The 12,673-nt window shown below is 42.0% G+C and carries 11 protein-coding genes; all 11 read right to left on the minus strand.

The window, feature by feature from the left end:
- The 11 genes from spoIIAB to H8S51_RS15255 all read right to left on the minus strand — a co-directional run bounded on the left by spoIIAB (position 1) and on the right by H8S51_RS15255 (position 12,494).
- Positions 1 to 450 carry an anti-sigma F factor gene (gene spoIIAB / locus H8S51_RS15205; protein WP_241070760.1) on the minus strand — a complete coding sequence of 150 codons (450 nt, stop codon included), beginning with the start codon at positions 448 to 450 and terminating at the stop codon, positions 1 to 3.
- Between the two features lie 36 nt (positions 451 to 486).
- Positions 487 to 822 (minus strand): STAS domain-containing protein, encoded by a 336-nt coding sequence (locus H8S51_RS15210; RefSeq protein WP_117922516.1) that lies wholly within the window; start codon positions 820 to 822, stop codon positions 487 to 489.
- Between the two features lie 142 nt (positions 823 to 964).
- Entirely contained in the window at positions 965 to 2,329 is a 1,365-nt protein-coding gene (locus tag H8S51_RS15215; protein ID WP_186900029.1) for a tetratricopeptide repeat protein, read from the minus strand.
- 47 nt (positions 2,330 to 2,376) lie between these two features.
- Positions 2,377 to 2,520 carry a hypothetical protein gene (locus H8S51_RS15220; RefSeq protein WP_015560889.1) on the minus strand — a complete coding sequence of 48 codons (144 nt, stop codon included), beginning with the start codon at positions 2,518 to 2,520 and terminating at the stop codon, positions 2,377 to 2,379.
- Positions 2,521 to 2,697: 177 nt separating this feature from the next.
- On the minus strand, positions 2,698 to 4,074 hold the full coding sequence (locus H8S51_RS15225; protein WP_186900030.1) for a DUF342 domain-containing protein: 1,377 nt from the start codon (positions 4,072 to 4,074) through the stop codon (positions 2,698 to 2,700).
- A 282-nt stretch (positions 4,075 to 4,356) separates the two neighbouring features.
- Positions 4,357 to 7,020: a valine--tRNA ligase gene (locus H8S51_RS15230; RefSeq protein ID WP_186900031.1), complete on the minus strand. Its 2,664-nt coding sequence runs from the start codon at positions 7,018 to 7,020 to the stop codon at positions 4,357 to 4,359.
- A 523-nt stretch (positions 7,021 to 7,543) separates the two neighbouring features.
- Positions 7,544 to 7,681: a hypothetical protein gene (locus H8S51_RS15235; RefSeq protein WP_186900032.1), complete on the minus strand. Its 138-nt coding sequence runs from the start codon at positions 7,679 to 7,681 to the stop codon at positions 7,544 to 7,546.
- Between the two features lie 238 nt (positions 7,682 to 7,919).
- Complete coding sequence (locus H8S51_RS15240) at positions 7,920 to 8,780, minus strand: carbohydrate ABC transporter permease (RefSeq protein ID WP_186900033.1); 861 nt, start codon at positions 8,778 to 8,780, stop codon at positions 7,920 to 7,922.
- A gap of 5 nt (positions 8,781 to 8,785) precedes the next feature.
- Positions 8,786 to 9,700, minus strand: coding sequence for a carbohydrate ABC transporter permease (locus tag H8S51_RS15245; protein WP_118209670.1), 915 nt, complete (start codon positions 9,698 to 9,700; stop codon positions 8,786 to 8,788).
- A 200-nt stretch (positions 9,701 to 9,900) separates the two neighbouring features.
- Positions 9,901 to 11,346: a type 2 periplasmic-binding domain-containing protein gene (locus tag H8S51_RS15250; protein ID WP_118209671.1), complete on the minus strand. Its 1,446-nt coding sequence runs from the start codon at positions 11,344 to 11,346 to the stop codon at positions 9,901 to 9,903.
- A 137-nt stretch (positions 11,347 to 11,483) separates the two neighbouring features.
- Positions 11,484 to 12,494 (minus strand): LacI family DNA-binding transcriptional regulator, encoded by a 1,011-nt coding sequence (locus tag H8S51_RS15255; protein ID WP_118209672.1) that lies wholly within the window; start codon positions 12,492 to 12,494, stop codon positions 11,484 to 11,486.
- Between the last annotated feature and the right edge of the window lie 179 nt (positions 12,495 to 12,673).

The raw sequence follows: 12,673 nt of genomic DNA on the forward strand, positions 1-12,673 counted from the left end.
TCAGACGCCCATCCCTGCGCCGATCTTTTTTTTCATTATCACTGTAGTCCCTTTTCCGGGTGCCGAATGTACCTCCACATCATCCATAAAGGCTTCCATAAAGGCAAATCCCATACCGGAGCGCTCCAGTTCCGGTTTTGTTGTAAAAAAAGGTTCCATGGCTTTTGGTACATTTTCAATTCCATGACCATGATCCTTTACCGTGATCTCAGCGCAGTTTCCACACAGTTTACAGGATACTTCCACCTTTTCCTTTGGACTGTCGTACCCGCGGATAATCGCATTGGTCACCGCCTCCGAAACAGCAGTCTTAATATCTGAAATTTCATCCAGTGTCGGGTCTAATTCCGCTACAAACGCAGCTACTGCCATTCTTGCAAACCCTTCATTTACTGACCTTGCATCAAATTCGAGTTTCATTTCGTTCTCATTACTATGATCTGTCTGCATATTGATTCTCCATTTCATTTTCTGATTTTCACTTTTTTAATCCTGCATGTCCCATTCTTTTCTGACCAGATCCGTCCGGATCAGCTTCTGCAGTCCTGACACCATAAATATTTTTTTTACACGCTCGTTCATATTCATCGCCATCACTTCCCCACCGGAAAATCCCATACTCTTGCACCTTCCAATGATCACACCGATCCCTGAACTGTCCATGAACTCCGTCTCCCGAAAATCAAATACAAGCCGTCTGACATGGTATGCCCCGATCAGATAATCTGCTTCCAGCTTAAGTCTGCCCGCCTCATGATGATCAAGCTCTTTTGGCATCTGAATCGTTAAACACCCTTCCTTTAATTGATATTTTTCTTCCATAAATACTCCTTTCCCAGCGTTCCCTGATTCGTGATATCATTGATAAAATGCCTTTTTGTGAAATAAAAAGACGCCTGATATTATCCAGACGTCTTTTGTATAATGGCATTGCTGATATTTAATTTTGTTTATTCCAAATATCTTATTCCTCAATATTAAGATAATTCTGTGCATTTGCTGCACGCTCTGTACCAGGATAGAGTTCTACGATCTTCTGGTAATAAATCTTTGCTGTCTCAAGATCATTGTTCTTGCGGTATGCCTGTGCCAGATAATACAGTGCATATCCGTCTTTGTAGGTCTCTTCCATGTCTACAACTTTCTGTAAACTTGTGGCAGCCTCCTCAAACTTCTGGCTGTTATAATCGCTGTATCCCTGATTATATAAGGACTCTAAATAGTCTGCATTGACCTGTGCATTGATCGTCTCATAAACACTCTTAGCACTGTCACTTAAATATTCCTCATTGACATTGCCAAGTGCATTCCCTGCCGCCTCAATATTACCATCCGAATAAGATGCATAGGCAGAGAGCAGCTGATCATATGTGCTGATCTTGTTCTCCGATCCTTCTGCACTGTCCTTGACCTCAGTCATCTGACTTGTCAGATCGTCGATCTGTTTCTGCAGAGTGCTGATTTCCTGATTCTTTGATGAAACTGTGTTATTCGCATCAAGCACCTGCGCTTTTGCATCATTCTGAACCTGACGGCGCACACCCGGCACAACCAGAAATCCAGTAATTGCCGCACCGATTGCGATTCCTATGACCATATTAAGGATTGTTCCCATCGCAGAATTATCTTTTAAATACTTTGGCTGGATGATCGTCTCATTGCCACTCTGATAGGAAATCTGTTCTTCTTTTGGTTTTTTCCCGGAGGTATTATCCTTTAATCCTGCATTCACTTCTTTCAGATAACGGAGTGTGATCGTATTATTTGCATCGACCTTTCCTGCATTGCGTAAAGACTTCTTTGCGAGATCATACTTGCCCTCCTGAATGTAAAGCAGTGCTAAAAGCTGATGCCCGCTGACTAATTTCGGATTCAATGACAATACTTTTTTTAACTGGATAATTGCCAGATCGCGGCTGTCCTGTCTGCAGTATAATAATGCCTGATTGTATTTTTTGATGGTCTGATTGATCGTCTCAAGCCTTGACCTGTTATTCTGTATCTCATCCAGATAACGGCTTGCAGCATTATCAGACGGCTGATAGTTCTTACTGATCACCCACTCTGTCAACGCCTCCACGACTTCGCCCATCTCAAAATAGACCAGTCCAAGCAGATTTCTTGCATCTATATTTAATTTATTGAATTTTAAGCTTGTTTTCAGACTTTCAATTGCTCCTGAAAGATCACGAACCCCCGCCTTTGCCAGTGCATCATTATAATATTCATTGGATGCCATGACAATTTTTTTATATATTTTTACATTTACGCCACATTCAGGGCAGATATTTTCCCTTCCAAGCTTTGCTCCACAATTATAGCACTTCATTCTTTCCCTCACTTCATGAACTTACATTTGACTTTTCAAAAGATATCTTACATATTATGCTTTAATTCCTGCATCATCTCTTTTAAAACATCTGTCATATCTGTTAATTCATGATTATATATCGCCTGCTCTGCCTCTTCTACCTCTAAGCTCGGTTTAAAATTCTTTAACTCTTCTTCAAAATTAATCATAATCGACCATTCCTTTTCTGCCAAATTTTATGGCAACATCTATTTTAATATTCTTCGCTCCGTCGCACAATTTCGGGGCAAAAAGAATCACCACTATATTATAATATAGTGGTGACAATAATCAAGTAAATTTATATTAAGTTTTTCGTAAAACTTCTGCCATATTCGACAGCAGTTTTATGAGCATTCTCTCGTCTTGATCTTATCCTGCAGCTTGTAAAACTCCGCTGATTTTACATTGTTCTGTACAAGCAGCTTGGTATCCTCGATCTGGATCACCACTCCCGGATAAGTCTCCCGCAAAACGGTAACACATGCACCGCTCGCACTCTCGATCAGATTACGAATCCGTTTTGCCTCTTCTTTGCTGTTTGCTAACGTTGCAGTATCACGGATCTTGACACGGAGCAGTGTTACTCTTCTCGGATCATCTTTATAGCTGACTCCACGAGCTTTTTCGAGTTCTTCAAACTTTCGCAGTCCCTCATCGATCTGCACTAATCCCTGACTCAGCTCCTGAATCGTCTTCTCTAACTGTTTGAGCTTTGCATATTCCTCCGGACTTGCACCAGCCATAATAACGGTTTTCTTCTCGGCATCGTTCCCTAATGTCGTAACCTCGATTCCACACACTCCATGTGTAAGGCCACCGATGATGCCTCCGCGTTTTCCATTCATGATGATCTTTCCAAAGCACTGTACCTGGCAATCCATCAACACATCTGCACGGATATCGCCTGCACATTCAATACGAGTAAATTCAAAAAACTTTGCGGTAATACTGCCTTTTGTCTTTACTGATGCCTTATTTCCACCGAGCATTCCACTTCTTAAAATAATATCTTTCCCTGCCTCTAACGTGCATGCCTCGACGATTCCATCCACTGTGATCGTACCGCTTGCTTTTACTATAACGCCGCTTTCCACGCTTCCGTGGATCACAACATCACCATGAAAATCAATGTTGCCACTGGAAAGATCTGCATTGCCGGACAATTCATGTACCGGAAGGATCACAACCCTGTCATTCTGTGTCTCAATCTTACCACTCATCAGCGCAACATAGGTATTATCATCCCTGCGTTCAAATCCTTTTCCTTTCAGTGGAAGCTGTTCTCTTCCCCGCTTTGCAGGTATCGGCTTTCCAGTGACTGTCTTGCCGTCTGTTCCCTCCACACAAGGATGGTACTCCGCGATCACCTGATCCTGCACCACAGACTCTATCGACTTTACAGACCAGTAATCCACGGTTCCATCCGGTTTTATCAACGGTTTTTTATCAAAGTTGCAGTTAAAATTGTAATCATAATAACCGTCTTTTCCATCTACCGCCTCTGTGCCCCGTGCTATTAATGTCTCCAGTCCATACTTTTTTTCATCAGCCAGCTCTTTCAACGCTGATTCATCTATTCCGTACTTGACACCTCTCTCATCCAGTGCTTTCTGCAATGATTCAACTGTATATTCTCCCCCATCGTCCGGCGTTACAAGCATAATATAAGCTTCCATGCCATCCGCCGTGATCTGTACGATTGGCTTTTCTTCTGTTACCATAGGCGTGCTCCCCAATTCTTTCTCATGTATGTATATATATATAGTAACGTAGAATATTCCTTATCTTATATAATACTAGTACTTTTATGCTTTTTCAAGTAAATTCTTTAACAAAATGTTTGTTTTTTGGTGCTATTTTACTAAAAAGAGCTATGACAGGCAGGCTCCTTTCCGACTCGCCGGTAAGGATGAAACCTGTCATGCATAGCTCCTTTTTACTTATATCATGTACAAAATCAGCACATAATCCAATTCGCCATTCTTGCGCTCATTATCTTGCAATTATTTTGACATCTGTGCCAAACGTTCTTTGACCTGTGCCATCATCTGCTCATATCCGGCAAGTTTATCTTTTTCCTCCTGCACTTTTGCTTCCGGTGCTTTGCTTAAGAATTTTTCATTGGAAAGCATTCCCTTAGAACGTGCAAGTTCTTTCTCTAAACGTGCCTGTTCTTTTAACAGACGTTCTTTTTCCTTTTCAAAATCAACCAGATCTTCCAGTGGCAGATATAATGTTGCACCAGGTATTACAACAGATACGGCATCCTCCCCGATTCCTGTCTTATCCTGCTGCACCATGACCTCACTTGCGCCGGCAAGGTTTGCATAAGCCTCTTTCGTCAGTTCAAAGGAATCACGCAAAGCGGCATTTTCAGCAACAATAAAGATTTTTGCTTTTCTTGATGGCGGAACATCCATCTCTGTGCGCAAATTACGGACACCTTTTACCAGATCCTTACAGTGCTCTAACATTTCTTCCTCTGCCGGGAAATTCCAGTCAGCACGGTACTCCGGCCATTTTGCAAGCATGATCGTATCTTCTTCCGGATGCAGTGTACAGAAAATCTCTTCTGTGATAAACGGCATGAACGGATGAAGCAGTTTTAATGCCTCTGTCAATACGGTCTTTAACGTCCAGAATGCTGCATTTGCAGATGCAGGATCATTTTCTTTATTATAAGTACGTGTCTTCGTGATCTCGATGTACCAGTCACAGAACTCATCCCAGATGAAATCGTAAACTTTCTGTACGGCGATTCCCATCTCGTACTTATCCATATTTTCTGTCACATCTTTTGCAAGTGTGTTTACTTTGGATAAGATCCATTTATCTGCCGGTTTTAACTCGTCAAGTGATGGGGTTTTGATCTCACTTCCCTCAAGGTTCATCATAATGAAACGGGATGCATTCCACACTTTATTTGCAAAGTTTCTGGATGCCTCAACACGCTCCCAGTAGAAACGCATGTCATTTCCAGGTGCATTTCCGGTGATCAGTGTCAGGCGGAGTGCGTCTGCACCGTATTTGTCGATAACTTCCAGCGGATCGATACCGTTTCCTAAAGATTTACTCATCTTACGTCCCTGGGAATCACGAACCAGTCCGTGGAATAATACGGTATGGAACGGTGCTTTTCCCATCTGCTCATAACCTGAGAAGATCATACGGATAACCCAGAAGAAAATGATATCGTATCCGGTTACAAGTACGTCTGTCGGATAGAAGTAATCTAAGTCTTCTGTCTTTTCCGGCCAGCCTAATGTGGAGAACGGCCAGAGTGCGGATGAAAACCAGGTATCTAAGGTATCCGGGTCCTGCTCCATATGGTCACAGCCGCATTTCGGACATTTTTCCGGCGCAGTCTTTGCTACGACCATCTCACCACAGTCCGGGCAGTAATAAGCCGGAATACGATGTCCCCACCAGAGCTGTCTGGAAATACACCAGTCACGGATATTGTCTGTCCAGTTAAAATATGTTTTCTCCATGCGTTTTGGAAGTAACTGGATATCTCCATTTTTTACTGCCTCAACAGCAGGTTTGATCAGCTCATCCATCTTTACAAACCACTGCTGTTTTACCATCGGCTCTACGGTTGTGCCACAGCGGTCATGGGTTCCTACATTATGGGAATGTGGCTCTACTTTTACAAGAAGTCCCTGTTTCTCAAGATCTTCCACTAATGCTTTTCTGCACTCATAGCGATCCATGCCCTCATATTTTCCGGCATAATGATTCATCGTTGCATCATCATTGATAACCGTGATTTCTTCTAAGTTATGGCGTTTTCCGACCTCAAAGTCATTCGGGTCATGTGCCGGTGTGATCTTTACGCATCCGGTTCCGAACTCTTTATCAACATACGCATCAGCGATCACCGGGATCTCGCGGTCTGTCATCGGAAGTTTTAACATTTTTCCAACAATATCTTTGTATCGGTCATCATCCGGGTTGACTGCAACTGCGGTATCACCAAACAATGTCTCCGGTCTTGTTGTTGCGATCTCGACAAATCTGCCTTCTTCACCGACAACCGGATAGTTGATGTGCCAGAAAAATCCGTCCTGCTCCTCATGTTCTACCTCAGCATCCGAGATAGATGTCTTACATACCGGACACCAGTTGACGATACGGGAACCTTTGTAGATCAGTCCTTTTTCATATAATTTTACGAATACCTCAAGCACTGCCTCAGAGCAGCCTTTGTCCATGGTAAAACGCTCTCTCTCCCAGTCAGCGGAAGATCCCATTTTCTTTAACTGGTTGATAATGCGGCTGCCGTACTCATCACGCCACTCCCAGCATTTTTCAAGGAAACCTTCTCTTCCGAGATCACGTTTGTCAATGCCCTGTTTTTTGATGTTCTCGATTACCTTAACCTCAGTTGCAATGGAAGCATGGTCTGTACCAGGCTGCCACAGTGCATTATAACCCTGCATTCTCTTATAACGTGTTAAAATATCCTGCATGGTGTTGTCAAGTGCATGTCCCATGTGAAGCTGTCCTGTGATATTTGGCGGCGGCATTACAATGGTAAACGGCTTTTTGCTACGGTCTACCTCGGCGTGGAAATAGCCGTTATCTTCCCATTTTTTGTATAAACGGTCTTCAATGCTTTTTGGATCGTAGGTCTTTGCTAATTCTTTACTACAATTCTGACACATAATCTGTTCTCCTTTTTTAGTTCTGATAGATAGGCGGTTTTGATTCACAGGACATAATTTCCTATGAATCAAAAAAGCCCTTTGTATCCCATACGGAATACAAAGGGCGAATATGATCGCGGTACCACCTTTGTTGGTGCTTGTGTCCAGCCAGTCCATGCCTGACCGGTCATCCTGTAACGTAGATGAGTCGTGAATACCTGTGCATACCTGCAATACCTGTTCTTATGTCCTGTCATACAGCTATACTTTCTCAGTATTCCGGTTCAAAAGCTACCTTCCACATATCTTTCTCTGGGATGTCTTTCAGCCGGTGAACTTCCCTCTCTGCAAAGAGTTTATGTGTACTCTTCTTTCTCACAACCTTTGTTTTTTTGCTGTTTTTATCATACGAGGGGACGCATGGTTTGTCAACTGTTTTTTTAGATCTCTTCCTTGCAGCAAAGAATCCTCCCGTAAATGCAAGCGGGATCGTGAACATAATAATAAATGGCGACGATCTTCATCCATACCAGCTGTATTCCTATTCTTCCTCTGATTCCTCGTCATCCACGATCGCTGCCGCAGCGCCTGATACTGCTGACACTACTGCAACCACAGTTGCTATGAGCACTACTAAAAGTAAACAAATCAGAAAAATCCATAATCCTGTCTCCGTCATATTCCTCTCCATTTCTATGTGTACTTTGCAAATGGTCAGCCTGTCCGATTTCAGCTGCACCTGTTGTACCCCAACACATCCGATCTTTTTTCTACCAATTATAAATAATAGTATAGCACAAAACTGCCCTGTTTACCAGTGACATCGTCAAAGATTTTTAATCAAAAATGAGACCACCTGTCTGGCAGTCTCATTTTTTATAGTACAGCAATTTTTTACAAATTTTTGAACAGACTTGTTAACCCTTTACACTACCGAGTGCAACACCCTGTACGATATGTTTTGATAAAAACAGATATACAATAATAACCGGAAAGATGGAGAATGCAATCATCACATATACCTGCCCCATATCGAATTTGAGCCAGTCAGCAGCACGCAGCTGTGCGATTAAGATAGGCAGTGTCTTTTTCTTATCGTCGTGCAGGATCAATGCCGGTGTGAAGTAATTATTCCAACTGCTTACAAAAGTAAAGATCATCTGTACGGCGATCGCCGGCTTCATTAATGGCATTACGATAGAGTTAAATGTACGGAACTCCCCAGATCCATCAATGCGCGCTGCCTCAACCAGTGACAACGGCAGTGTACTTTCCATGTACTGTTTCATATAGAAAAATGTAACCGGAGCTGCGATTGTCGGCACGATCAGAGGAATAAAGGAATCCTCTAAATGCATACCAGATACAAGTTTGATAAATCCAAGTGCAGTTACCTGTGTCGGGATCATCATGATCATCAAAATAAACGGATAAATATATTTTTTCAGTTTGAAATCATATGCATGGATCGCATAAGCTGTCATCGTTGAAAAATATACACTGAGTATTGCACTGAGTGAGGAAACGATCAGACTGTTGAACATACCGTTCCAAACTGGAAGCGTTCCATTTCTTAAGTTCTTCCAGTTTTCCCACAAATGACTGCTTGGAACCAGTGTAAAACCGGACTGCATCTCACCATTTGATCTGGTCGCATTGATAAATAATACATAAAACCAGAACAGACATAATATAGAAACAATGATGAGTACAACGTATGCGATTGCTCTTCTTGCATGAATACCTACGCCTTTTTTCAAATTACGATTTTCATTCATGATCTTCACCCCTTCCTCTTATCATTGCCGGTAATCTTAAATACGATCAGACTTAAAATACCTGTAATGATAAACAGAATAACTGACAATGCACCAGCCATACCATAGTTCTTACTGTAGAGATGTTTATTTAAGAACATGATCAGTGTCATAGTAGAGCGCATCGGATCACCGGTTCCATTGGTTAAAATCTGTGGAACATCGAATAACTGTAAACCACCGATCAGAGATGTGATGACCACATATACAAGGATCGGACGTAACAGCGGTAACGTGATCTGCCAGAATACCTGGGAAGAAGTTGCTCCATCGACTTCTGCTGCCTCAAATAAAGAAGTATCGATACCCATCATACCAGCCATCAGAAGGATCGTTGTATTACCAAACCACATCAGGCAGTTCATCAGTGCGATCAGTCCTCTTGCACTTCCCGCATTTGATAAAAATTTATATGGTGTATCAATAAATCCGATCTGCATCAGCATTGAGTTGATCGGTCCTCCATCGGAAAACAAGGTAAAGAACAACATGGAAAATGCGGATGCCATGATCAGGTTTGGAAGATATACGACCGTTTTAAAGAAACGTGTTCCTTTTAATCTGAGACGCACATCTGAAAACCATGCCCCAAGTACAAGCGATAAAATAATCTGCGGTACGAAGCACATGATCCACAATAACAGAGTATTTTTGGTATAAATCCAGATATCTCCATCCAAGAAAAGCTTTTTATAGTTTGCAAGTCCGACAAAATTCGGTCCGACCTGTGTCAGTCCTGACATATAGTTTTCGAAGAAACTGTTATAAATAGTGCTGATCAATGGAATCAGCTGAAAAACAACATATACTACAATAAAAGGAATCAAAAAGATATATCCCCATTTATTGTACTTTACTACCTTTCCACTGCTTTTTTTCATAACAACCTGACCTCCTTTTCCAGAGTGCATGATTTTCGTTCACAGAGCTCACAGCATCCCTCACTCTTATCCTGTGTAAGTCTGCTGTCAGCTCTGCGCTTACAGTTTTTACACAAATTTGGATATAAAATGAGCCGCGCCCGCCTCCCTTACGGTCCGGCAGGCGCGGCATCTGATCATTTTTTATACCGTTCGTCTGCTTAGTATGTTAACTCCGGATATTTCTCTACAACTGCTTTGTAGAACAGATCTAATGCTTCTTCCTTAGTAGCTGTTCCCTCGAAGTAGTTCTTCATTGCATTCTGGAACTCTTCGTTACATCCCTGATCATAAGAAGAAAGATTGCTTAAATCAAGTTTGGAAACACCTGAGCTGTAAATGCCAAGTGGATTCTGTCCGCCTAAGATCTTGCTTGAGTAGGAGCTGTCTGCCATCTCAGTGATTACATCCTGATTGTTTACGAAGTCATCATCTTTCTCGATGATCTCTTTCATAACGTCATCATTGGTTGTCATCTGAAGCATGATATCTTTTACAAGGCTCTGGTTATCAGTTCCTGCTGCTGCACAGATCCATGTACCGCCCCAGAAGAAGCCCTGAGGTCCTTCCGTTGCACCCCAGCCACCGTTGTAACCGATACTGCCTTCTGTATCTGCTGCCATTGAGAAGTTTACTAACCATGCAGGTCCAAAGTAGCAGAATACATTTCCTTCCGGATAGAAACCTTTCTTCCAGTCATCACTCCACAGTTCGTATGTTCCTGTCTCACCTGCATCTACAAGCTCTTTGGAATCATCAACCCATTTCATAATGTTGTCATCAATATTGATCTTGCCGTCAACAACCCATTTTGAAGTAACGTTGTTGGAGTATACACGGTAAGTATCGTTTGCGGAAGATGTGATTGTGTAACCTGCATCTTTCATTTTCTTTGCTGTATCATTAAATGTATCCCAGTCTTTTACGTAATTCTGAACCTCAGCAGGATCATCAGAACCTAATACTTCTTTTGCTGCATCTCTGTTATAGAATAATACACCAGGGCAGCCCTGCCATGAAACACCTTTTAATACACCGTTGGAATCTGTAACAACATCTTTGGTGTACTGGTACTGTTTGGAAAGATCAGCATCGGTAATTCCAAGATCTGTAACTGCCATTGTGTAATCTGTATCAACATATTTCAATGCATAATCGGCTTCTACCAAGAAGATATCGATCTTATCGTCTGCTGCTGCATCTGCCTGTTTTAATAAGGTTGCATCCAGATTGTTCTGATATGCATTGTCATCATTTGGTGTAATGTTCCATTTTACAGTTACATCACCGATCGTACCTGTGGTTGCATCCACCTCTGTATATCCTGGATAATGATCTGTCAGACGGCTCTTGAACTCTTCATTCCAGCAGTAGATGTTAAGTACTTTTCCTTCATCAGAAGCACTTGCATCTGAACTTGTATCTGCGCTTGCTGCTTCTGTTGCCGGAGCGGCTTCATCTGTGGCTGCTGCTGCATCACTCTTCGTATCTGCTGCGTTGCTGCCACTGTTTGTGCTGGTGTTTGCTGCATTGCTGCCGCCGCATCCTGCCATCATGGTTACGAGCATTGCTGTGCATAATAATGTGCTAACGATTTTCTTTTTCATGGAAAACCCTCCTCCTTAATATGTGGTCTTTTGACCATTGTTTGTTTGCTACTTTTCAGTAGATAGTTCAGAATCAAATGCCTATCTTCCGTATACATTTCTGCAAAAATGCTGTCCGTATGTAGCTGCAACTACTTTTAAATACGTCCAACGGATTTACCGGCAACTAAGATTCCTTCTATAACGACTCTCTCTACGAGAGTTGTTCTCGGTTTCTCAATAGTGCCTATCAGCCGCTTGGCTGCCTCGCTCCCGATCAGCTCTGTGTCCTGTCTGATTGTTGTAAGCTGTGGATGTAATAACTGTGACATCCTCGTCCCGTCATATCCTGCAATTGAAATATCCTTCGGAATCCGAAGTCCCATCTCTATGATAACATTCCTTCCTCCTATTAAAGAGGTGTCATCCGGATATATGATACAGGTTGGCGGATCTTCTAAATTGAGCAGTTCCTTTGTCTGCTTTGCTGCTTCCCTGGTTTCCAGATAATCTGCTGTCCGGATATATTCATCCGGAATCTTTAAACCAAGTTCATCCACTGTCCGGTAAAAACTTGCCAGCCGGTCTTTCGTAACGTAAGAAGCCTGCTGCCCATGAATATATGCAATTTTTCGATGTCCCTGCCCGTATATGTATTTTACAAGATCTTCCATACCCTGAATATTATTGGAACTGACTGCCGTACAATTATGATGTACATAATCGATTGTAACAACCGGCAGGTCACTGTTCATCAGTTCTAAGACATCCGGGTCATTGAAATCGGCACAGACAATTGCAACTCCTTCAAAATTCCGGTATCTGCAATGTTCATAATAAGACATCTTGCGATTTTCAAAACAGGTATTGATAAATGTAATGTCATATCCCTGTTTCTCTGACTGGACTTTTAATCCATTCAGTACTCCCGAAAAATACTCATGTGTCAAACCGCTTCCCGCATCTTCTTCAAAAAGAACTCCTATATTATAGGAACGGTTTGTCTTTAGAGCTCTCGCCGCTGCATTAGGAAAATATCCAAGTGCTTCTGCTGTCTTTCTGACACGGTTCTTTGTCTCTTCGCTGATATCTCTCTGGTCATTTAAAGCCTTGCTTACAGTGGCAGTGGATACTCCACATTTCTCTGCAATCGTTTTTAATGATACCATGGAAACCTCCAGCTTCTCTTCGAAAACGAAATGTTGTTTCCGAAATATTGCTTAATCGTTTTCGTACTTTTACTATATGCCATTCATAAGCAAATTGCAACTGGTTTTTGGCGATTCGTCGCTTTTTACACTTTTTTACATTAGTTTTTGTGTATTTTTACATTAAATATTAGACCAAT

It is taken from the genome of Roseburia rectibacter (genome assembly GCF_014287515.2).
GTDB classification, from domain to species: Bacteria; Bacillota; Clostridia; order Lachnospirales; family Lachnospiraceae; genus Roseburia; species Roseburia rectibacter.

Excerpts from the sequence above, each read along its gene's own strand:
- spoIIAB (WP_241070760.1), bottom strand. The coding sequence starts at position 450 with ATGCAGACAGATCATAGTAATGAGAACGAAATGAAACTCGAATTTGAT.
- H8S51_RS15240 (WP_186900033.1), bottom strand. The coding sequence starts at position 8,780 with ATGAATGAAAATCGTAATTTGAAAAAAGGCGTAGGTATTCATGCAAGA.
- H8S51_RS15235 (WP_186900032.1), bottom strand. The coding sequence starts at position 7,681 with ATGACGGAGACAGGATTATGGATTTTTCTGATTTGTTTACTTTTAGTA.
- H8S51_RS15220 (WP_015560889.1), bottom strand. The coding sequence starts at position 2,520 with ATGATTAATTTTGAAGAAGAGTTAAAGAATTTTAAACCGAGCTTAGAG.
- H8S51_RS15250 (WP_118209671.1), bottom strand. The coding sequence starts at position 11,346 with ATGAAAAAGAAAATCGTTAGCACATTATTATGCACAGCAATGCTCGTA.
- H8S51_RS15245 (WP_118209670.1), bottom strand. The coding sequence starts at position 9,700 with ATGAAAAAAAGCAGTGGAAAGGTAGTAAAGTACAATAAATGGGGATAT.
- H8S51_RS15230 (WP_186900031.1), bottom strand. The coding sequence starts at position 7,020 with ATGTGTCAGAATTGTAGTAAAGAATTAGCAAAGACCTACGATCCAAAA.
- H8S51_RS15210 (WP_117922516.1), bottom strand. The coding sequence starts at position 822 with ATGGAAGAAAAATATCAATTAAAGGAAGGGTGTTTAACGATTCAGATG.
- H8S51_RS15215 (WP_186900029.1), bottom strand. The coding sequence starts at position 2,329 with ATGAAGTGCTATAATTGTGGAGCAAAGCTTGGAAGGGAAAATATCTGC.
- H8S51_RS15255 (WP_118209672.1), bottom strand. The coding sequence starts at position 12,494 with ATGGTATCATTAAAAACGATTGCAGAGAAATGTGGAGTATCCACTGCC.
- H8S51_RS15225 (WP_186900030.1), bottom strand. The coding sequence starts at position 4,074 with ATGGTAACAGAAGAAAAGCCAATCGTACAGATCACGGCGGATGGCATG.